Raw genomic sequence first — 20,506 nt, forward strand, 5'->3', positions numbered from 1 at the left:
CATGCCGGAGACGCTAACGCTGTGGGGCGTGGGGACATCGCGGACGATCCGGGCCCATTGGGCGTTGCATGAACTGGGCCTGGACTATCGCTGCCGGCCGATCCTGCCGCGCTCGGGCGAGACCAAGACTCCCGAATACACCCAACTGAACCCGCGCCAGAAGATACCGCTGCTGCAGGATGGCGACTTCACGATCGGGGAGAGCGCCGCGATCGTCGCCTATCTGGCGCGCACCTATTCCAATCCCGATGTTGCGCTGGTGCCGGTCGAAGCCCGCGATTTCGCGCGCTGGCTGGAATGGTGCTTCTTCATCGTGGCCGAGCTGGACTCGACCAGCCTTTACGTGATGCGCCGCCACGGCCTCCAGGGTCTTGCGCATATCTACGGCCACGCGCCCGACGTCGTCGGCAAGGCCGCCGAGTATTTCCGCCAGCAGCTCCGGCACGTGGAAGTCGCACTGTCGGACGGACGCAGATATCTGATGGGCGATCAGTTCACCAGCGCGGATATTTTGCTCGCGACCTGCCTGGTATGGGCGATCGACTACGGCGTCGGGGTCTGCGACGTCGCGACGCCCTATCTCGACCGCGTCACCGCGCGGCCGGCCTACAAGGAAAGCGTCGCGGTCAATACGGTGAAGGCCTGACCGGTCCTACGGCCTCTTTGCTCCGCCGACATCGCATGTCGGTGCGAGGCCATAGCGGCCGTGCAGGCCACGCCAGAGACTGCCACACAGGGCACTCAAGAGCTTGCGCATCGAACATCCCCCTCGACGTCATCCTGCTCACGACGTCGGTGAAATGACAGAGCCATTTCTGGGCAGGCCTGCGTAGTTTTTAAGCAGGGCGTCATTGTAGCCGAGCGCAGCGCGCGGGAAATCTCATGAGATTCAAACGCCGACTCTGTGGCACGGCTCGTGCATCAAGGGCGTTGAGTTGGCCGCTAGGGTTCCGATCTTGTCAGGCAAGATGCTGGTCCGAGAGCAGCCGCTTGCGGGGGAGACATCCCCGCAGGTGCACGGCGGGATAAAAGCCCGGGAGACCTCGTTAGCCAAGGGATTGGCGGAGCGATGGTCTTTTCGCCAGTCCCTTTTTGTGAAGTTTCGCAAGAGGGATCGGCAATGAACAAGTTCTCTTTCTTCCTTCGCTCTGTTGTCATCGGCTGCGCGGTCGTGCTCGCGGCCGCGCCTGCGGCCGACGCCGCGCCGAGGAAAAGCTTCAAGGTCGCCTGGTCGATCTATGTCGGATGGATGCCGTGGGGCTATGCGGCCGACACCGGCATCGTCAAGAAGTGGGCCGACAAATACGGCATCGCGATCGAGGTCAAGCAGTTCAACGACTACGTCGAATCGATCAACCAGTACACCGCCGGCGGCTATGATGCCGTCACCATCACCAACATGGATGCGCTGTCGATTCCGGCGGCCGGCGGCGTCGACACGACAGCCGTCGTGATGGGCGACTTCTCCAACGGCAATGACGCCGTGATCCTGAAGAACAAGTCCGACCTCGCCGCGATCAAGGGACAGACGGTCAATCTGGTCGAGTTCTCGGTGTCGCACTATCTGCTGGCGCGGGCGCTGGAGACCAGCAAGCTGAGCGAGAAGGACGTCAAGGTCGTCAACACGTCGGATGCCGATATCGCGGCCGCCTACAAGACGCCTGATGTCAATGCGGTCGTGACCTGGAATCCGATCGTGACGGAAATCCTCGGCTCGCCTGACGCCAGGAAGGTGTTCGATTCCTCGCAGATCCCCGGCGAGATCATGGACCTGATGGTGGTGAACACCGCGGTCGCCAAGGACAATCCGGATTTCGCCAAGGCGCTGGTGGGCATCTGGTACGAGACGCTCTCCAGGATGACGGCGAACGATCCCGCCGCGAAGGCCGCCAAGGAGGCGATGGCCAAGGCCTCAGGCACCGACCTCGCCGGCTTCGACAGCCAGCTCTCGACCACCAAACTGTTCGACAAGGCAACCGACGCCGAAGCCTTTACGCGCAGCAAGACCGTCGGAGCGACCATGGATCGCGTCCGCAAGTTCCTGTTCGAAAAGGATCTGCTCGGCAAGGGCGCGAAATCGGCCGACGCCGTCGGCATCGAACTCGCCGACAAGTCGGTGCTGGGCGACAAGGCGAACGTCAAGCTGCGTTTCGATCCGACCTACATGGACGAAGCCGCCAAAGGCAAGCTCTGACGCCACCGCGTGACCCCCAAGCAGGAACCGACGATGCGACTCGTGAACATACGGCCGGGACGGCAGACGCGGTTCTATCTGCTCGCGCTGCCGTTCCTCTTGGTCGCAATCGCCTACTTCGCCGGCTCCAGCGCGCGGCTCGCGCAGAACCCGAACGACAAGCTGCTGCCGGCGTTGCCGAGCATGGTGCAGGCGGTCAAGCAGATGGCGTTCGAGGTCGACCCGCGCACCGGCGGCTATCTGATGGCCTCCGACACCGTCGCCAGCCTGGGGCGACTGGGGTCTGCGCTTCTGATCTCGACGGTGGCGGCGCTGGTGCTCGGCATCGTGATCGGGCTGTTGCCCGGCGCCAACGCCTTGCTCGGACCGTTCGTGTCGGTCACCTCGATGGTGCCGCCGCTGGCATTGTTGCCGATCCTGTTCATCGTGATGGGGTTGGGGGAGAACTCGAAGATCGCGCTGATCGTGATCGGGACGCTGCCCTGCATGATCCGCGATCTCGCCATGAAAGTGCAGGAGCTGCCACGCGAGCAGATCGTCAAGGCGCAGACGCTCGGCGCCTCGACCTGGCAGATCGCGCTGCGCGTCGCGATGCCGCAAACCCTGCCGCGGCTGATCGACGTGCTGCGGCTGCAACTCGGCCCGGCGTGGCTGTTCCTGATCGCGGCCGAGGCGATCGCGTCCGATTCCGGGCTCGGCTACCGGATCTTCCTGGTGCGGCGCTATCTCGCGATGGACGTCATCATCCCCTACGTCGCCTGGATCACGCTGCTGGCGTTCCTGATCGATGTCGGCCTGCGCGTCCTGCAACGCAAGGCGTTTCCCTGGTTTGCCTCGGTGAGGGCGGAATGAGCGCGATCCGTTTCGATGACGTCTGGAAGGAATATGGCGACCACATCGTGCTCGAGCGCATCACGATGGAGGTCGAGCCGCGCGCCTTCATTGCGCTGGTCGGCCCGTCCGGCTGCGGCAAGACCACGTTGTTGCGCATGCTGCTCGGCGAGGAGCAGCCGAGCCGCGGCCAGATCCTGGTCGACGGCAAGCCCTTGCTCGCCGAGCCGGACGCCGATCGCGGCGTGGTGTTTCAGCGCTACTCGGTGTTTCCGCATCTCACCGTGCTGCAGAACGTCATGCTCGGCCGCGAGTTGCGCGACGCAAAGTTCATTGGCCGGCTGTTCGGCGCCGCACGCCGCGCGGCCGCCGACGATGCCATGAAGCTGCTCGCCGAGGTCGGCCTCGCCGGTCAGGAGAGCAAATATCCGTCGGCGCTGTCAGGCGGCATGCAGCAGCGCCTCGCGCTGGCGCAGGCGATCATGCGCGGCCCGAAGATCCTGCTGCTCGACGAGCCGTTCGGCGCGCTTGACCCGGGCATCCGCGCCGACATCCACGTCCTGATGAAGCGGCTGTGGAACGAGACCCATCTGACGGTCGTGATGGTGACGCATGACCTCAGTGAAGCCTTCGGGCTCGCCACGCGCGTGATCGCGTTGGAACGGTCCCGCAACCGGCCCGAGGAGCGCGAGCGTTACGGCGCCACCGTGTCGCGCGACCTCGAGATCTTTCCGCGCCGCAGTGCCGAGCTGCGGACCACAGTTCAACCAGCTCCGGCCGGGACGACCCGGTCAGGCAAGGAGCATCAGCCGGGACGGCCCGGCGCTCTCGTCTTGAAGGAGCAACCATGATCCTCACAGAGGAACAGAAGGCCGAGGTCGCGGCGCATACCCGACGCTACAACGAGCTGAAGGCGGCGGGGCAGGAGCACGCGCCGCGGGCGCTGCCGTCGCCGACCGCGCGCGACGGCGCGCTGATCGCCGCCGATTCAATCATCCATCGCGAGGTGATTCCGGCTGGCTGGTACTGGACCACACGGCTGAACCGCGGCGACGCGCTGCGCATCGTCAACACGTCGGGGAAATCGACCGTCAGCCTGCTGGCCTGGAACGCGGCCGATCCCAGTGAACGGCTCAACCACGCCGACACCATCAAGGTGCAGTGGGCGGCACGGCTGCAGAAGGGACGCGTGCTGCTGTCCGACATGGGGCGCGCGCTGCTCGGCATCACCGAGGACACCAGCGCCGCGCATGATGCCGTGGTCGGCGGCTCGACATCAGCGACCAACCTGGCGAACTACGGCGACGGGAATTTCCGCAACACGCGCGACAATTTCATTCTCGCTGCGATGAAGCTCGGGCTCGACCGCCGCGACGTGCATCCCTGCGTCAGCTTCTTCGCGCCGGTCGCGATCGACGCCGACGGCAAGTTTGTCTGGTCGGAGGGGCGTCGCGAGAAGGGCGACTTCGTCGAGCTTCGCGCGGAAATGGATCTGCTGATCGCGCTGTCGAATTGTCCGCATCCGCTCGATCCTGCTGCGGCCTATCCGCAGGCGAGCGTGGAGATCGTGCGCTACCGCGCCGATGCGCCCACGGCGGACGATCTTTGCCGCACCGCGACCGCGGAGGCGGTTCGCGCCTATGAGAACAACGCGCTGTATTTCGGCGAAGCTCTGGAAGGAGCCGCGCGATGACCACGCAATCCGTTCAGACGCGCGGTCGCGTCGTCCTCGATGTCGAAATTCCTGCGCGCAAGCCGTGGTCGGCGATCATCCGCAAGGGCCAGACCTTGCGAATCACCGATACCCACGGCCAGCAGGCGGTGGATACGCTGTTCTATTGTGCCGACGATTTCGGCGAGCGCTACAGCGGCCAGGATACGCTGCGCGCGCAAGGCTCTGCCTATGTCGGCCTCGGCACCAGTATCATGTCCAATGAAGGCCGCGTGATGCTGCGCGTCACGGCCGACAGTTGCGGCCTGCATGATACGTCGGCGGGCGCCTGCTCCTGCGAGAGCAACACCGTGCGGTTCGGTCACCAGACCCGCTACCAGCACGCCTGCCGCGAGAATTTTGTGATCGAGGCCGCGAAATACGGGCTGTCGAAGCGCGACATCGTGCCGAATTTGAATTTCTTCATGAACGTGCCGATCGACCCCGCCGGCAATTTCACCGTGGTCGACGGCGTCTCGAAGCCCGGTGACGCCATCGAGCTGGTCGCCGAGATGGACGTGCTCTGCCTGATCTCGAACTGCCCGCAAATCAACAATCCCTGCAACGGCTTCTTCCCGACGCCGGTGCAAGTCACGATCTTCGATGCGACGATCTCCGAGCCGGAGGCGTGAGGCATGTTCAGCAAGGTCCTGATTGCCAACCGCGGCGAGATCGCCGGGCGGATCGGCAGAACATTGCGCCATATGGGCATCGCTTCGGTCGCGGTCTATTCCGACGCCGACCGCTTCACCCGGCCGGTGCTCGAGGCCGACGAGGCGGTGCGCATTGGCCCTGCGCCCGCCGCCGAGAGCTACCTCAACGTCGATGCCATCATGGCGGCGTGTCTTGCGACCGGCGCCGAGGCGGTGCATCCCGGCTACGGCTTCCTGTCGGAGAACCGCCGCTTTGCCGAGCGGCTCGCTGAGCACGGCATCAAGTTCATCGGGCCGCGGCCGGAGCATCTCGACGCCTTCGGCCTCAAGCACAAGGCACGTGAGATCGCCGAGCAAAGCGGCGTGCCGCTGCTGCCTGGCTCTGGCCTCTTGGGGACCATCGACGAGGCAGTGCAGCAGGCGGAAGCGATCGGCTTTCCGGTCATGCTGAAGAGCACGGCGGGCGGCGGCGGCATCGGCATGCAGCTCTGCCACGACATGGCGACGCTGCGCGAGCGGTTCGAATCGGTGCAGCGCACCGCGCGGGCGAGTTTTGGCGATGCCCGGGTCTATCTCGAGCGGTTCGTCGCCCGAGCGCGCCACATCGAGGTGCAGATCTTCGGCAACGGCAAGGGCGACGTGGTCGCGCTCGGCGAGCGCGACTGCTCGCTGCAGCGGCGCAACCAGAAGGTTTTTGAGGAGACGCCCGCGCCGGGGCTCTCGGCCGAGATCAGGCGGCGGCTGCATGCGGCGGCAGTGTCGCTCGGCGAGGCGGTAAGCTACGAATCCGCTGGCACCGTGGAGTTCATCTACGACGTCGAGCGCGAGGATTTCTACTTCCTCGAGGTCAATACCCGCCTTCAGGTCGAGCATCCCGTCACCGAGCAGGTTTACGGCGCTGATCTCGTCGAGTGGATGATCCGGCAGGCGGCCGGCGAGGACGTGCTGGCGCACGCGAGCACGCTGGCGCCCAAGGGCGCGGCGATCGAGGTACGGCTCTATGCCGAGAACCCGGGCGCAGGATTCCGTCCGAGCGCGGGCCGGCTGACGCAGGTGACATTCTCGCCGGACGCACGGATCGACGGCTGGATCGAGACCGGCACCGAGGTGACGCCGTTCTACGATCCCATGCTGGCCAAGATCATCGTTGCCGCCGAAACGCGCGAGGCCGCGATCGCGCGGCTTTCGCAGGCGCTCGATGAGACGGTCGTCGCCGGCATCGAGACCAATCTCGACTATCTGCGTGCGATCGCCGCCTCGGACGTGTTCCGCAGCGGGCAGGTGGCGACCAGCGTGCTCGGCGAATTCGCCTATCGTCCCCGCACCATCGACGTCGTCGCGCCAGGTGCGCAGAGCGGGGTGCAGGAATTGCCCGGCCGGCTGCATCTCTGGCATGTCGGCGTGCCGCCGAGCGGCCCGATGGACGAACGGTCGTTTCGGCTTGCCAACCGTGTGGTCGGAAATCCGGAAGCAACGACCGCGCTGGAGTTGACCGTCAACGGGCCGACCCTGCGCTTCAACTCCGGTGCGATCGTCGCGCTCGCAGGCGCGCGCATGAGGGCATCGCTCGACGGCGCCGAGATTGCCTACGACGAACCGGTCGCGGTGCGTGCCGGCCAGACACTGGTCATCGGCAGCATCAAGGGCCCGGGCCAGCGCAGCTATCTCGCCGTGCGCGGCGGCATCGATGTGCCAGAGATCCTCGGCTCGCGCGCCGTGTTCGCGCTCGGTGCGTTCGGCGGCCATGCGACGGGCTCGCTGAAGGCCGGCGACGTGCTGCATATCGGTGCCGAGACGCCGAGCCTTGCCGCTGCTCGGCGCGCAACGGCGGACGAACAGCCGCAGCTCACATCAGCGTGGCAGATCGGTGTGGTCTACGGCCCACATGGCGCGCCGGACTTTTTCCTCGACGAGGACATCGAGACGTTGTTTGCGTCGAGCTACGAGGTGCACTTCAACAGCGCCCGCACCGGCGTGCGGTTGATCGGCCCGAAGCCGCGCTGGGCGCGGGCCGACGGCGGCGAGGCCGGGCTGCATCCGTCGAACATCCACGACAATGCCTATGCGATCGGCTCGATTGATTTCACCGGCGACATGCCGATCATTCTCGGGCCCGACGGCCCGAGCCTCGGCGGCTTCGTCTGTCCGGCCGTCGTCGCGCGCGACGAGCTCTGGAAGGTCGGCCAGCTCCGGCCCGGCGACACCGTTCGCTTCGTCGCGGTGAAGCGCGACGATCCGGTTGCCGGGCCCACGGTGCTGCGTGCGCCCGAGCTCGGTTCGGCCATTGTCGGCCGCAACGAGGACGGCCCGATCCCGGTGGTGTACCGCCGCGCCGGCGACGACAATCTCCTGGTCGAATACGGTCCGATGGAGCTCGACATCGCGCTGCGGCTGCGCGTCCATGTGCTGGCGCAGGCGCTGGAAGAGGCGAAGCTCGGCGGCCTGATCGATCTGACGCCCGGCATCCGCTCGCTGCAGATCCATTATGACGGTACGGCGCTGTCGCGCGGAAAACTGCTCGACGTGCTCAGGCGGATCGAGCGCGAATTGCCTGATGTCGATGCGATGCGGGTGCCGAGCCGCACCGTGCATCTGCCGCTGTCATGGCGCGATCCGCAGGCCGAGCTTGCGATGCGCAAGTATCAGGAGCTGGTGCGCGCGGATGCGCCGTGGTGTCCCTCGAATGTCGAGTTCATTCGGCGCATCAACGGGCTCGGCAGCGAGGACGATGTCCGCCGCGTCGTGTTCGACGCCGACTATTTCGTGCTCGGCCTTGGCGACGTCTATCTCGGCGCGCCGGTGGCAACGCCACTCGACCCGCGGCATCGCCTCGTGACCACGAAGTACAATCCGGCGCGGACCTGGACGCCGGAGAATGCGGTCGGGATCGGCGGCGCCTATATGTGCATCTACGGCATGGAAGGGCCGGGCGGCTACCAGCTGTTCGGCCGCACCATCCAGGTCTGGAACAGCTGGCGCACGACGCCGGTGTTCGAGCCCGGCCATCCCTGGCTGCTGCGGTTCTTCGACAAGATCCGCTTCTTTCCGATCGACGCCGACGAACTGCTCGACGCCCGCGCCGCATTCCCGCACGGGCAATACGACATCCGGATCGAGCAGGGCGAGTTCTCCTACGCCGGCTATGCCAGGCAGCTGGCCGAGATGCAGCCATCGATTGCCGCGTTCAAGGCGACCCAGCAGGCGGCGTTCGACGCCGAGCGTCAGCGCTGGCGCGAGATGAAGCTCGACGAGGCGCCGGCGGAGACGCTCGATGTGAGCGCCACAGCGAAGGGTATTCCCGATGGTCAGATCGGCGCCTTCTCCGAGGTGCCGGGCAACATCTGGAAGATCCTGGTCGAGGAGGGCGCCGCGGTCGCAGCCGGCGACACGCTCGCCATCATCGAGTCCATGAAGATGGAGATCTCGGTGCTCTCCCCGGCGGCAGGCCGCATCGCGTCGGTGCCGGTCAAGCCCGGCCAGACGCTGCGCGCCGGCGACGTCGTGGCGTTGCTCCGGCCGGGTTAGGACGGGTGCGCATCGAGATGTAACGTCCGCCTAATTCACGACGGTGGCGCGGATGCGGATGCTGCGCGGGTTCTCAGGCGGACCAGCAGCGGTCCTGCGTGTGCCGTCGGAACTTCCCAGTTCGCACCGGCGGAGGGGATGTCTCGATCGGATGCGCTCACCGGGGACTGTCGGTCACCCCTGGTTCCGAGGGCGTTCAGGAGCATCGCGAACACGATCATCACCATGACGCCTGCAACGCTGAGCGCAATCTGAATCGAAGGCCTGTTCGATACGTCGAACAGATCGAATTGGCTGACGAGCGCCAGCAGGACGCCGAGACAAAAGATCGGTAGTGAGTTCTCGCCGCAGCTTCTCGCGCTGCGCAGCAGCGGCGCCGACAGTCCTCGCCAACCCTGGGGAACGAGCTGCAACGCCACGATCGCGAGAGCCAGGAAATGCAGCAGTCGCAACGGACTCAGATTCGATTTGTCCAATGGAAACAGCAGATCCGTCAAAGTCTGCGGGAGCAGTGACTTGCTGCCCTGGCCCAGTGCAAGGACCAGGCTGAACGCCAGATAGAGGATGGACAGCACAAGAGCAGGGCGCGACGTCACCCACCTTCGGGCCCTCTGCCCCTCGATGACGCTCCATGCGCCCAGCACGATCAGAAGCTGCCAGGCCAGCGGATTGAAGAACCAGGCGCTGTCGGGCCAGGCGGGAACCCGCCATCCGAAGATGTGCACCAGTGCGTAGAGCAACGTCGAAAGGCCGAGCGTCATGTTTGGCGCGCGCAGCAGCAGCCACAGCAGCGGTGCGAACAGGACGTGACAGATCACAAAAACCGGCAAGACATCGGTATTGACCGGGCGGTACTGCAGGACCGCGGCATGCGCGAGGGTCGCGCCCGGATGCTCGAATAGAATCCGCGTATTGCTCGCGTCGGCAAGACGATCACTGCCTGCGACGTAGACAAGGATGGCGCAGGCGAGCGTCAGCAGCAGGAAGGCGGCATAGATGTCCCACCCCCGCCGCAGCGAGCGGTCGATCATGTGCCTCCAGCCCTCGCGCTGATACGCTCTGCCATAAGCCAGCGCGCAGGTGACGCCGGAGATGAACATGAATATTTCGGCGGCGTCGCAGAAGCCGTAGTTGCGCAGCGTCAGCCAGCTTCCGACGTTGTTCGGGATGTGATCGAGAAAGATCCACCATAATGCGATGCCGCGGCAGATATCGATGCGCGGGTCGCGGCCGGTCGATCTGAACTCCGGCGGAGTTTCGCCGATCAATCGTTTCGAGCAGTGCGTTCGATCATGCATTTGTCGATCTGTCCGGCCTGCGCGCACGACCTCATCGGGCAATGGCCCATGGGGCGCTCGGATGCTCCGATGCGCGCGCGTGCCGGACCAGCCTCCGGCCAACTCTTGGGATTGTGTGCTCCGGCTACCCGAGGGTTGGCGACGTTTTCGTCGGCCAGTCGCAATCTCGGGGGCCAGCAGGATCGCTGTCTTCCGACGGCGGCTGCAAGATCTCGCCGATGACCGGTATCAAAAGCTGCTTCCGCATCTCGGCGAGGCGGGCGCGACAGTACTCATGATAAAGCATGTCGAATATGGTGGACATGATCGAACGCCTTCTTCATCACTGAGGTTGAATTCCCACGTGACAGATTTCGACCATTTCAACCGGCGGCAAAAAGCGGTGCCGGGGATAGTTATGTCCGATGAACTCTGCCAGCGATGTCGCTATGGCAGCAAAATAAATTCGATTTCAAAATACTTGCCTGCCCGCAGCTCTCTGAGTTCGATCGATTGCCAGCAAGTTGGTAAAGCTGATTTGCGCTTTGCACGTTGCTAGGAATATCCAAACTCAATCCGATGGCAGCAATTATAAATAGAGCCGTCGCGACCGCCTCCTCTTAAAGGAGAAATATGGCTGCGACTTTCACAAATATTATACCCGTAATATCCTGATCACCGAGTGAACCAGTTCACATTAGCATCAATCACAGGCGGGTGAGAATAGCAGACCGGTAGCATGGCTTCTTGGACTCGTGCGCACGGATCGAGCTTAGGTCGGTGCGTGAATTGCAAAATGCAGATACTGGCTGCGGTGTGCCGCAGCATTTCGTTCTGATGTTTTGTGAAGGCTGGAGGTCCCCATGGCTACGGACGCAGCCGATTTTTCATCGCATCGATTTTCGACGCGCGACCATCCGGAGCGTATTCGGGTCCCGTTATGGCGCGAGCACTTTGCACGATGCATCGTGCACGCCGATATCGAACCTCTATCGGACGTTCCGTTCCAGGCCGATGCGTCGCTGCACGCGGTTCAGGGTTTGCGTACGCTGGCGCTGAAGGGCACGTCCATGCGTTTCGCGCGCTTGCAAGCGAACCTTGCCGACGGCGATGACTCGATCGGTGTCATCTTCTGCTCGTCCGCGAGAAGTCGGCTGTCGCAGCGCGGCGAGGACGTTGAGCTTCGCGGCACCGATGCGATCGCAATTCTGCATTCCGAGCCCGTCAGCGTGACTTATGTCGAAGGACTGCAATTCGGCCTGGCCGTGCCGCGCGTGGCGCTTGCGCAACGCGTGACGGATGTGGAAGGCTTGGCCATGCGGCCGATCTGGCACCAAACGGAAGCCTTCCGCTTGTTCACGGCATATCTGAAATCGGTGTTCAAGACGGGAGCCCTGAGCGCCCCCGGACTTCGTGAGACGGTCGTGCACCACATCCATGATCTCGTCGCGCTCGCAATCGACGACTGTCCTGCGTTGGGCGAGAGCAGCGCGAGCGCCGTCGTTGCTGCGCGGCAGAATGCAGCACTCGACTACATCGCCCTCCACTTCGAGGAGCCCGGGCTCAACGTTCAGACGGTCGCACGCGGGCAGGGCATCTCGCCCCGCTATCTGCAGCGCCTGATGGCGTCGTCGGGATCATCGTTCACCGAGCGCCTCAATGAGTTGCGTCTTCAACGGGCGTTCCAGCTGCTCACCGGGTCCGATGCCGGCCGTCAGCGAATCTCCGATATCGCGCTGGAGGTGGGTTTCTCGGACGTTTCGCATTTCAACCGCTTGTTCCGGGCTCGCTTCGGCGATTCACCGCGCGGCGTTCGGTTCGGACGCAAGGGATCCAGCGGAGCCGCGCGACTCTGATCGAGAAAGAGGCGTCTGCGTAGTCCAACAGCCGATGTTCGCGGATTGCTGAGACTGTCCGCCTTATACTTCCAGCCATTCCTCGCGAATGGCGGCGTTGTTCTTGAGCTGCTCGGGCGTGCCCTCGAACACGACGCGGCCGTGGCCCATGATGTAGACCCGGTTCGAGATCTTCATCGCGATCGACAGCTTCTGCTCGACCAGCAGGATGGCGACGCCGGCTTTGGCGATCCGCGCGATCAGTTCGCCGACCTGCTGCACGATCAGCGGCGCGAGACCCTCGGTCGGCTCGTCGATCATCATCAGCTCGGGGTCGCCGAGCAAGGTGCGGCAGGTGGTCAGCATCTGCTTCTCGCCGCCCGACAACACGCCTGCCGGCGTGTCGGCACGGCGGGCGAGATTGGGAAACATGTCGAGCATCTCCTGCAGCCGCCACTTGCCGGGCCGGCGCGGGTCCTTGATGCCGAGGATCAGGTTCTGGCGCACCGTCAGGCTCGGGAAGATGTCGCGATGCTCGGGCACATAGCCGAGCCCGAGGCGGGCGATCTTGTAGCTCGGAAGGCCCGCGATGTCCTGGCCCTTGAAGCGGATGGTGCCCTGCGGCGGCACCTCGCCCATGATCGCCTTGACGGTGGTCGAGCGGCCGACGCCGTTGCGGCCGAGCAGGCTGACCACCTCGCCGGCGGCGATGTCGAGATCGACGCCCTGCAGGATGTGGCTCTTGCCGTAATAGGCGTGAAGATTCCTGACCTCGAGCATCAGTCGACCTCCTCGCCGAGATAGGCTTCCTTGACCTTCGGGTTGCCGCGGATTTCTTCAGGAGTGCCGGAGGCGATGATGTGGCCGTAGACCAGCACCGAGATGCGGTCGGCGAGGCCGAACACCACGCTCATGTCGTGCTCGACGATGACGAGGGTGCGGCCCTCGGTGAGGCGGCGGATCAGCGCGACGGCGCGTTCGGTCTCGGCGTGGCTCATGCCCGCGGTCGGCTCGTCCAGCATGATGACGCTGGCGCCGCCGGCGATCGTGATGCCGATCTCGAGCTCGCGCTGCTCGGCATAGGTGAGCAAGCCCGCCGGAACGTCGCGGCGATGGCTGAGATGGATATCGTCGAGGATCTGCGCGGTGCGCTGCTTCACCTCGGGCAGACTGTCGGTGTTCTTCCAGAACGCATAGCGGTGGCCGGTCGCCCACAGCACGGCGCAGCGGACGTTCTCCCACACCGTCATGCGGGCGAACACGTTGGTGACCTGGAACGAGCGCGACAGCCCGCGCCGGTTGATCTCGAATGGCCGCAGGCCCGAGGTCACCTCGCCGTTCAGGCGGATCTCGCCCGAGGTCGGCTTGATGTGGCCAGAGATCAGGTTGAACGTCGTCGACTTGCCGGCGCCGTTCGGGCCGATGATGGCGTGACGCTCGCCCTTCGCGACGCTCAGATTGAGGTCGCGGATGATCTGGACATTGCCGAAGCTTTTCTCGACGGCGTTGACTTGGATGGCAGCGGTCATGCGAGATACCCTCGATCACGGGCCACCGTCGCGGCGCGATCCCAGGCCTCGGCAACGCGCCGCCAGGTGATGCGCGCGATCAGGAAGCCGCCGACCACCAGAACCGCCGCAGCCGCCCAGGTGGTCGGCGCGGTCGCGACGAAGGGGATGCCGAGCAGGTTGATCGGGTCGCCACCGGAGAAGCGTGCGACGGTCTCGATGGCCAGGATGATGCCGAGCGCAAACGCCAGCGTCGGAATCGCCGCGACCAGGTAGGACGGGATCACGGTGCCGAGCGTGCCGGCGCGGATCAGCGGACGGTGCTTCATCAGGATCCCGGCGATGCCGCCTGGTGCGAACATCACGATGCCGATGAAGATGACGCCGAAATAGAGCTGCCAGACCGAGGTGACGTTGGTCAGCCCGAGTTGCAGATAGGTGACCAGGATGGCACCCAGGATCGGACCGAAGAAATAGGCGGTGCCGCCGATGAAGGTGGAGAACAGCACGAAGCCCGATTGCATGGCGCCGAGATAGGCCGAGTTGGCGATCTCGAAATTGATCGCGGTCAGCCCACCGGCGATGCCGGCGAAGAAGCCCGCGAACATGTAGGCGAGGTAGCGCACCACATGCGGATCGTAGCCGATGAACTCGACGCGCTCCGGATTGTCGCGCACGGCGTTGCAGATGCGCCCGAGCGGCGTGCGGGTCAGCGCGTACATTGCGATCGCCGAGACCAGCACCCAGAACGCGATCAGATAGTAGACCTGGATCTGCGGCCCGAAGGTCCAGCCGAACAGCGGCATCAGCGAGGTGCGGTCGGTGGTGATGCCGGATTCGCCGCCGAATACGCTGCGCAGGATCAGCGAGGACGAGGCGACCAGTTCGCCGATGCCGAGCGAGATCATCGCAAACACGGTGCCGGCGCGCTTGGTCATGACCCAGCCGACCAGCAAAGCGAACGCCATGCCGCCGATGCCGCCGACCAAGGGGATCACTGGCAGCGGGATCGGCCAGTTGTGGCTCGCGACCGCGTTCATGACGTGGACCGCGAGGAAGCCGCCGAGGCCGTACTGCACCGCGTGTCCGAACGACAGCAGCCCGGTCTGGCCGAGCAGGATGTTGTAGGACAGCGCGAAGATGATCGCGATGCCGATCAGGCTGAACGAGGTCAGCGAGCCGCCGGAGGAGAAGATCAGCGGCAGCACCACGAGCGCTATGGCTGCGAGCAGCCAGACGCCATAGAAGCCGAGGGCGCCGCCGGACTCCTGCTTGGCCGCGGCGAGGGAGGGCGTGGGAGCGTTCGTCATGACTCGCGCGTCCCCAAGAGGCCCATCGGGCGGAAGATCAGCACCAGCACCAGCAGCAGATAGGGCAGGATCGGCGCGATCTGCGCGATCGTGACGTTCCAGATGTCGGTGAGCGGCGAGGGGCCGAGGCTCGGATCGAGCGGCCCGAACACGCTGGCGAGCGAGCCGTTCAGCGCGACCGCAAAAGTCTGGATCAATCCGATCAGCAGTGAGGCGATGAAGGCGCCGGGCAGCGAGCCGAGGCCGCCGAACACGATGACGACAAACAGGATCGGACCGAGATATGCAGCCATGTCGGACTGCGTCACCAGCGAGGGACCGGCGATGACGCCGGCAAGACCCGCCAGCGCGCTGCCGACGCCGAACACCAGCATGAACACGCGGCCGACATTGTGGCCGAGATGGCCGACCATGCTCGGATGGGTCAATGCGGCCTGTACGATCAGGCCGACCCGGGTCCGCTTCAAGGTGACCAGCAGCGCGATGAAGATCACGACCGAGACCACCAGCATGAAGATCTTGTAGGCGGGGTAGTTGGTGGAGAACACGGTGAAGGCGGGGAAGTCGAGCACTGCCGGGACGCGGTAGTCGACCGGGCTCTTGCCCCAGATCATCGAGACGATCTCTTCGATCGCGAAAGCCAAACCAAAGGTCAAAAGCAGCTCGGCGACATGGCCGTGCTTGTGGGTGTTGCGCAGGCCGTAGCGCTCGACGCCCATGCCGACCACGCCAACCAGCAGCGGCGCGATCACCAGCGCCGGCCAAAAGCCGATCCAGCGGGTGAGCTGATAACCGAAGAACGCGCCCAGCATGTAGAAGCTGGCATGCGCGAAGTTCAGCACGCCCATCATGCTGAAGATGACGGTGAGCCCGCTGGACAGCAGGAACAACAGCATGCCGAACAAGACGCCGTTGAGCGTCGAGATGACGATCAGCTCAGCCACGGTGCACTCGCTTGAGAATGGGAACGGTTCACGTGATCAAAGACCTGTCGAAGGAAATTTATCACCGGTCATTCCGGGGCGATGCGAAGCATCGAACCCGGAATCTCGAGATTCCGGGTCTGGTGCTTGCGCACCATCCCGGAATGACGTTTGGCCGATCAGGGCCGCTTCATGTTGCAGGTGGTCGGCAGCATCGTCTGCGCGGTATCGATCTTGGAGACGATGTGCCAGCCCCAGCCGGTGTTCTCCTCGTCGAACGGTTCCTTGGCCTTGTCGGCCAGCGAGCCGAACGAGGAGATGTAGATCGGCTGGAAGAACTGGTGGTCGTCCTTGCGCATGAAGCCTTCACCGCCGTCGAACACGTCGAACTTCACGCCTTCGAGCGCGGCCGCGACCTTCACCGGATCGATCGAGTTGGCCTTCTCGGCGGCTGCCTTGAACATCCGCATCTCGTTGACCGCGCGCGGATACCACACGGAAATGCCGGTCTTGGCGCGGAAGTCCTTCTCGAAGTCCATTGCCGCCTTGTTGCCGGAGTTCGGCACGCCTTCGCTGATCTGGAACACCTGGTTCTCGAGACCGGTCTGCTTGATCGCGGTCGGTCCGCCGGCGCCGCCGGCATAATAGGTGTACCAGTTGACCTTGAGGCCGGCGTCGGCCGCGGCCTTCAGCAGCAGCGCGAAGTCCTGGCCCCAGTTGCCGGTCACGACGGTGTCGGCGCCGGACGCCTTGATCTTGGCGATGTAGGGCGAGAAGTCGGTGACCTTGAGCATCGGATGCAGTTCGTCGCCGACGAGCTGGATATCCGGCCGCTTTTCACCCAGCATCTTGCGCGCAGCAGTGCGCACCGACTGGCCGAACGAATAGTCCATGTTGATCAGGTAGACCTTCTTGATGGACTGCTGGCCCTTCATGTAGTTGGTCAGCGCTTCCATCTTGATGTCCGAGTTCGCATCCCAGCGGAAATGCCAGTAGCTGCACTTCTCGTTGGTCATGCTCGGATCGACCGCGGCGTAGTTGAAGTAGAGCACTTCCTTGCCGGGGTTGCGCGAATTGTGTTTGGTGACGAAGTCTTCCAGCGCGGCACCGACCGACGAGCCGTTGCCCTGGGTGATGTAGTGGACGCCGGCGTCGACCGCCTTCTGCGCCTGCACCAGGCTTTCCTGCGGATTGGTCTTGTTGTCGAGCGGAACGATTTCGACCTTGTGGCCGAGGATGCCGCCCTTGGCGTTCAGTTCGTCGGCGAGATACTGAAACGTCTTCAGGCCGCCTTCGCCAACGCTGGCGCCGCCGCCGGAGAGCGGATCGATGTAGCCGATCTTGATGGATTCCTGCGCGGACGCCGCGCCTCCCAACACCGTCAGTGCCGCCGTGGCAGCAACGATCAGCCTGCGCATCCTGCTTTCTCCCTTGCTCATGTTTCTTGATCTTCAGCGATCGAAGCCGTCTCATAACCTCAATTGCCGAGCCTTCGCAACTTTCGCTTTGAATACTGCGTCAAGTTTTCGCGCGGGGTATTATAATGTTATAGGCTATAAATGTTTCGAGATACCGCGAGATCCGACGCAGATTTGAACCACAAGTAAACTTTTGGATGAGGCATTCGCCGGCTCGTTTGAAACCGACGTCGTCCGAATTCCGGCGAGACAAGCCTGGTCCGGGAGGCATTATAGCGGCGGGACGCGAATTGGCGATTCAAGCCCGCGGGCGCGGCTTGAGGCCCGAGAGGAAGAGCCGCGCGAAGTGATCGGCGATCTCGACGGCAGACCAGTCGCGCCGGGTCTTGAACCAGATCGGATACCAATGCCCCATGCCGGTTAAAATCCGCTCGGCGAAATATGTATCGATGCGGCGGAAGCGGCCCTCGTCGATCCAGCGTTGATAGCTGTCCTGGTCTCGCCGGATCGTCGCCAGCACCTGGCCGACATATTCCTTCCGGTCAGCGTCGTTGAGATAGTTGATGTTGTGGTAGGTCGCCTTGGGGCCGCAGGGCGTGTCGTGCAGCATCAGCAGCAGGCGGATTCTCTGCACGATGTGGTCGAACGCCCCGAGGCTGTGCTCTTGCAGGTGCTCGCGAATGCTGACCTCGCCGGCAAGCCCGCGTCGCAGGCAGGCCAGCAGCAGGCTCTCTTTTTCGCTGAAGTGATAGTAGATGCCGGCGCGGGTGATGCCCGCATCCGCAGCGATGCTCTCGAGCGACGTGCCCGACGCGCCCCGGCGATTGAAGCTGTCCGAGGCGATCGAAAGCATCCTGTCGAACTTCGCGGCCCGCTTGTTCAACGCCGCACGCGACGCGAGGAAAGGCGCGAGGCTGAGCGGCTCGGGCATCTCGGGAAGCGCGATCTCGCGCCGGTACACGCCGTGCGTGATGATGTCGTCGATCGCATCGATCGCCTGCTGGCGCGTGTAGTAGTCGCGTTCGGACAGCCAGAACGGCACCCAGTCCAGGATCGAGATCAGCGCCACCGCCGTCAGCTGCGGCTCGTCGCAGGCGATCGAACCGTCCGCCACGCCCCGTTCCAGGATTTTCGCCAGCAGTGCGGCGTTCTGCCAGCGCTTGGCGTGGACCTCGCTGCTGTAGGGCGCGGCAAGCGCATCGATATCGGTGAACAGGATCATGCGCTGGCCCTCGGGCCGCAGCCGGCCGCGCACGAAGCGCCTGACGATCTCGAGCCCGTCGATACCGGGCTCGGCCGCGGCTTCGATTTCGTGCCGGTAGATCGCAAGGCCCCGCAGATAGCAGTGGAAGATCAGATCTTCCTTGTCGCGGAAATAGTGGTACAGCGCGCCCGGCACGGCCCGAACCGACGCCGCGACCTGCTCCATCGTCACGTTCGCATACGAGTGGCGGGCAAACAGCCGGGAAGCTGAGACGAGGATTTCTTCAGCCCGGTCCGTCGGGTCGGCGGCGACTTGCAAGCTCGAATGCCCTTCCTGATCGCGGAACGATAATCCGCACGCGAGATAATCCGCTTGGCAGCGGCTTGTCGATCTGCGATAGACGGTGGCATACCATACACCAGCAGTCCTTTGGAGAGAGCATGGCGCGCAACATTCTGATTTTGGGAGCCTCCTACGGCTCCCTGCTGGGGACCAAGCTCTTGATGGCGGGGCACAATGTGTCCCTGGTGTGCCGCAAGAACACCGCTGATCTGATCAACCGCGAGGGTACCGAGGTCCGCATCAAGCTGCGCGACGAGAAGGAGCATCGCTCGATCTTCTCGCGCGACCTGCCGGGTAAGCTCGACGCGGTCACGCCCGCCGATGTCGACGTGTCGCGCTACGACATGGTTGGCCTTGCGATGCAGGAGCCGCAATACACCAACCACACGGTGCGCGTGCTGATGATCAAGATCGCGGCGGCGAAGCTGCCGTGCCTGTCGATCATGAACATGCCGCCGCTGCCGTACCTGAAGCGGATCCCCGCGCTCGCCGGCATGGACCTCGAGGAGGCCTACACCAACGCGCAGGTGTGGGAGCGCTTCGAGCCGGGCCTGGTCACGTTGTGCTCGCCGGATCCGCAGGCGTTCCGTCCGCCGGAGGAGAAGGCCAACGTGCTGCATGTCGGCCTGCCGACCAACTTCAAGGCCTCGGCCTTCGCCGACGACAAGCACAACAAGGTGCTGCGCGAGCTCGAAGCCGACATCGATGCGGTGACGCTCGACGGCCAGGACGTGCCGGTGAAGCTGAAAGTATTCGACTCGCTGTTCGTGCCGCTGGCCAAATGGTCGATGCTGCTGACCGGCAATTATCGCTGCATCACGCCGACGGAGCCGCAATCGATCCGCGACGCCGTGCACGGCGATCTCAGCCGCTCGCAGGCGATCTACGATCATGTCGACGGTATCGCGCGCAAGCTCGGCGCCGATCCGGCAGATCAGGTGCCGTTCGCGAAATACGCCAAGGCGGCGGAAAGCCTGCTCAAGCCGTCGTCGGCGGCCCGCGCGGTCGCGGCCGGCGCGCCGTTCATCGAGCGCGTCGACCTCCTGGTGAAGCTGATCTCGCACCAGCTCGGTAACCCCAGCGCCGAGATCGACCGCACCGTCGAGACCGTCGATCAGAAGCTGAACGAGAAGATCGTGCAGGGCGGCTCCGGCGCGGAGTAACCCGAGCACGCGGTGCGGGGGCGGGAAGCGCGCCCTCGCCATGCACTGGCGATCGGCAAAGCGTGCGATCGCGGCTGCCGAATGCATGGCTCGGCCTGGTCAGTTGAGCTAGGCTGGCGCAGCTGCGGCTCGGAGCTACCGACATGCCGAACAAATCGCTTCCTCGCCTTGCAATCTACGGCGACCTCGATCGCGCGCGCGACATCCTGCGCGCCTGGCAGCCGCTCGACCACCTCTCGCCTGACGACGCCGAGCTTGTCGTGAAAGCGATCGCCGAAGGCATCGCCCGCGGCCGCCGGCACGGGCTGGAGATGGGGCAGTGCTGCCACCTCGCGGCGTGAGGTGTGGTCAGCGAGCGTTTGCATAGCGCGCCCATAGAGCGACCTGCACTAGTGGGGTGAGCACGCCGGTCAGGCTCCCTCCCCCCTTGCGGGGGAGGGTGGGGAGAGGGGTGGCCCCGGGCGAGATGGTCGATGTGCGCGTCGCTATCGCAACGTTGAGCGTGCGTCGTGGCGATGTTGAAAGAGTTTGCCGTGTGGCACCCCTCTCCCCAACCCTCCCCCGCAAGGGGGGAGGGAGCCCTTCCGCCGGTGCTCGCCTCACACGAGAGCA

At 64.4% G+C, this 20,506-nt stretch carries 18 protein-coding genes and 1 riboswitch; of the genes, 10 read left to right on the forward strand and 8 right to left on the reverse strand.

All coding sequences use genetic code 11. The annotated features are described in order from the left end of the window. Window position 1: 1 nt before the first annotated feature. From FBZ93_RS15040 to uca, 7 genes are all read left to right on the forward strand, one after another. Window positions 2–646, forward strand: coding sequence for a glutathione S-transferase family protein (locus FBZ93_RS15040; protein ID WP_146986719.1), 645 nt, complete (start codon window positions 2–4; stop codon window positions 644–646). Window positions 647–931: 285 nt separating this feature from the next. Beyond that, a riboswitch (guanidine-I (ykkC/yxkD leader) is annotated at window positions 932–1,042 on the forward strand. Between the two features lie 78 nt (window positions 1,043–1,120). Further along, entirely contained in the window at window positions 1,121–2,194 is a 1,074-nt protein-coding gene (locus FBZ93_RS15045; RefSeq protein WP_146986720.1) for a putative urea ABC transporter substrate-binding protein, read from the forward strand. A gap of 33 nt (window positions 2,195–2,227) precedes the next feature. Continuing rightward, a complete protein-coding gene (locus FBZ93_RS15050; protein WP_146986721.1) occupies window positions 2,228–3,046 on the forward strand; it encodes an ABC transporter permease in 819 nt (272 codons plus the stop codon). Further along, complete coding sequence (locus FBZ93_RS15055; protein WP_146986722.1) at window positions 3,043–3,876, forward strand: ABC transporter ATP-binding protein; 834 nt, start codon at window positions 3,043–3,045, stop codon at window positions 3,874–3,876. Before FBZ93_RS15050 ends, FBZ93_RS15055 begins: the two co-directional genes overlap by 4 nt. Beyond that, entirely contained in the window at window positions 3,873–4,718 is an 846-nt protein-coding gene (locus FBZ93_RS15060; protein ID WP_146986723.1) for an urea amidolyase associated protein UAAP1, read from the forward strand. The genes FBZ93_RS15055 and FBZ93_RS15060 overlap by 4 nt, the downstream gene beginning before the upstream one ends. Next, entirely contained in the window at window positions 4,715–5,368 is a 654-nt protein-coding gene (locus tag FBZ93_RS15065) for an urea amidolyase associated protein UAAP2 (protein WP_146986724.1), read from the forward strand. Before FBZ93_RS15060 ends, FBZ93_RS15065 begins: the two co-directional genes overlap by 4 nt. A gap of 3 nt (window positions 5,369–5,371) precedes the next feature. Further along, window positions 5,372–8,914 (forward strand): urea carboxylase, encoded by a 3,543-nt coding sequence (gene uca, locus FBZ93_RS15070; protein WP_146986725.1) that lies wholly within the window; start codon window positions 5,372–5,374, stop codon window positions 8,912–8,914. A gap of 35 nt (window positions 8,915–8,949) precedes the next feature. Here uca and FBZ93_RS15075 read toward each other — a convergent pair whose 3' ends face one another. Together FBZ93_RS15075 and FBZ93_RS15080 are read right to left on the reverse strand one after the other, a co-directional pair. Beyond that, complete coding sequence (locus tag FBZ93_RS15075) at window positions 8,950–10,212, reverse strand: OpgC family protein (RefSeq protein ID WP_146986726.1); 1,263 nt, start codon at window positions 10,210–10,212, stop codon at window positions 8,950–8,952. A 124-nt stretch (window positions 10,213–10,336) separates the two neighbouring features. Beyond that, a complete protein-coding gene (locus FBZ93_RS15080) occupies window positions 10,337–10,516 on the reverse strand; it encodes a hypothetical protein (RefSeq protein WP_146986727.1) in 180 nt (59 codons plus the stop codon). 538 nt (window positions 10,517–11,054) lie between these two features. Between FBZ93_RS15080 and FBZ93_RS15085 the strand changes: the two genes are divergently transcribed. Continuing rightward, complete coding sequence (locus FBZ93_RS15085) at window positions 11,055–12,047, forward strand: helix-turn-helix transcriptional regulator (protein WP_146986728.1); 993 nt, start codon at window positions 11,055–11,057, stop codon at window positions 12,045–12,047. A 63-nt stretch (window positions 12,048–12,110) separates the two neighbouring features. Here the strand turns inward: FBZ93_RS15085 and FBZ93_RS15090 are convergent, their stop codons facing one another. From FBZ93_RS15090 to FBZ93_RS15115, 6 genes are all read right to left on the reverse strand, one after another. Beyond that, complete coding sequence (locus FBZ93_RS15090; protein ID WP_146986729.1) at window positions 12,111–12,806, reverse strand: ABC transporter ATP-binding protein; 696 nt, start codon at window positions 12,804–12,806, stop codon at window positions 12,111–12,113. Then, the gene (locus tag FBZ93_RS15095; RefSeq protein ID WP_146986730.1) at window positions 12,806–13,555 is read right to left on the reverse strand and encodes an ABC transporter ATP-binding protein; all 750 of its coding nucleotides are present in this window, start codon (window positions 13,553–13,555) and stop codon (window positions 12,806–12,808) included. The genes FBZ93_RS15090 and FBZ93_RS15095 overlap by 1 nt, the downstream gene beginning before the upstream one ends. Then, window positions 13,552–14,844, reverse strand: a complete 1,293-nt coding sequence (locus FBZ93_RS15100; protein WP_146986731.1) for a branched-chain amino acid ABC transporter permease — start codon at window positions 14,842–14,844, stop codon at window positions 13,552–13,554. The genes FBZ93_RS15095 and FBZ93_RS15100 overlap by 4 nt, the downstream gene beginning before the upstream one ends. Beyond that, complete coding sequence (locus FBZ93_RS15105; protein ID WP_050423449.1) at window positions 14,841–15,788, reverse strand: branched-chain amino acid ABC transporter permease; 948 nt, start codon at window positions 15,786–15,788, stop codon at window positions 14,841–14,843. The genes FBZ93_RS15100 and FBZ93_RS15105 overlap by 4 nt, the downstream gene beginning before the upstream one ends. 158 nt (window positions 15,789–15,946) lie before the next feature. Then, entirely contained in the window at window positions 15,947–17,185 is a 1,239-nt protein-coding gene (locus FBZ93_RS15110; protein WP_146986732.1) for a branched-chain amino acid ABC transporter substrate-binding protein, read from the reverse strand. Window positions 17,186–17,483: 298 nt separating this feature from the next. Then, entirely contained in the window at window positions 17,484–18,707 is a 1,224-nt protein-coding gene (locus FBZ93_RS15115) for a TetR/AcrR family transcriptional regulator (RefSeq protein ID WP_167529052.1), read from the reverse strand. A 122-nt stretch (window positions 18,708–18,829) separates the two neighbouring features. On the opposite strand from FBZ93_RS15115, the gene FBZ93_RS15120 reads away from it, so the two are divergent. Together FBZ93_RS15120 and FBZ93_RS15125 are read left to right on the forward strand one after the other, a co-directional pair. Then, window positions 18,830–19,894 carry a ketopantoate reductase family protein gene (locus tag FBZ93_RS15120; protein ID WP_074130272.1) on the forward strand — a complete coding sequence of 355 codons (1,065 nt, stop codon included), beginning with the start codon at window positions 18,830–18,832 and terminating at the stop codon, window positions 19,892–19,894. Window positions 19,895–20,037: 143 nt separating this feature from the next. Continuing rightward, the gene (locus FBZ93_RS15125; protein WP_146986733.1) at window positions 20,038–20,235 is read left to right on the forward strand and encodes a hypothetical protein; all 198 of its coding nucleotides are present in this window, start codon (window positions 20,038–20,040) and stop codon (window positions 20,233–20,235) included. The last annotated feature ends 271 nt before the right edge of the window (window positions 20,236–20,506 follow it).

Origin of the sequence: Bradyrhizobium macuxiense (assembly GCF_007993935.1) — a bacterium.
In the GTDB taxonomy this organism is placed as follows: Bacteria; Pseudomonadota; Alphaproteobacteria; order Rhizobiales; family Xanthobacteraceae; genus Bradyrhizobium; species Bradyrhizobium macuxiense_A.

Coding starts and splice junctions, on each gene's coding strand:
- FBZ93_RS15040 (WP_146986719.1), top strand. CDS start 2: ATGCCGGAGACGCTAACGCTGTGGGGCGTGGGGACATCGCGGACGATC.
- FBZ93_RS15045 (WP_146986720.1), top strand. CDS start 1,121: ATGAACAAGTTCTCTTTCTTCCTTCGCTCTGTTGTCATCGGCTGCGCG.
- FBZ93_RS15050 (WP_146986721.1), top strand. CDS start 2,228: ATGCGACTCGTGAACATACGGCCGGGACGGCAGACGCGGTTCTATCTG.
- FBZ93_RS15055 (WP_146986722.1), top strand. CDS start 3,043: ATGAGCGCGATCCGTTTCGATGACGTCTGGAAGGAATATGGCGACCAC.
- FBZ93_RS15060 (WP_146986723.1), top strand. CDS start 3,873: ATGATCCTCACAGAGGAACAGAAGGCCGAGGTCGCGGCGCATACCCGA.
- FBZ93_RS15065 (WP_146986724.1), top strand. CDS start 4,715: ATGACCACGCAATCCGTTCAGACGCGCGGTCGCGTCGTCCTCGATGTC.
- uca (WP_146986725.1), top strand. CDS start 5,372: ATGTTCAGCAAGGTCCTGATTGCCAACCGCGGCGAGATCGCCGGGCGG.
- FBZ93_RS15075 (WP_146986726.1), bottom strand. CDS start 10,212: ATGCATGATCGAACGCACTGCTCGAAACGATTGATCGGCGAAACTCCG.
- FBZ93_RS15080 (WP_146986727.1), bottom strand. CDS start 10,516: ATGTCCACCATATTCGACATGCTTTATCATGAGTACTGTCGCGCCCGC.
- FBZ93_RS15085 (WP_146986728.1), top strand. CDS start 11,055: ATGGCTACGGACGCAGCCGATTTTTCATCGCATCGATTTTCGACGCGC.
- FBZ93_RS15090 (WP_146986729.1), bottom strand. CDS start 12,806: ATGCTCGAGGTCAGGAATCTTCACGCCTATTACGGCAAGAGCCACATC.
- FBZ93_RS15095 (WP_146986730.1), bottom strand. CDS start 13,555: ATGACCGCTGCCATCCAAGTCAACGCCGTCGAGAAAAGCTTCGGCAAT.
- FBZ93_RS15100 (WP_146986731.1), bottom strand. CDS start 14,844: ATGACGAACGCTCCCACGCCCTCCCTCGCCGCGGCCAAGCAGGAGTCC.
- FBZ93_RS15110 (WP_146986732.1), bottom strand. CDS start 17,185: ATGCGCAGGCTGATCGTTGCTGCCACGGCGGCACTGACGGTGTTGGGA.
- FBZ93_RS15120 (WP_074130272.1), top strand. CDS start 18,830: ATGGCGCGCAACATTCTGATTTTGGGAGCCTCCTACGGCTCCCTGCTG.
- FBZ93_RS15125 (WP_146986733.1), top strand. CDS start 20,038: ATGCCGAACAAATCGCTTCCTCGCCTTGCAATCTACGGCGACCTCGAT.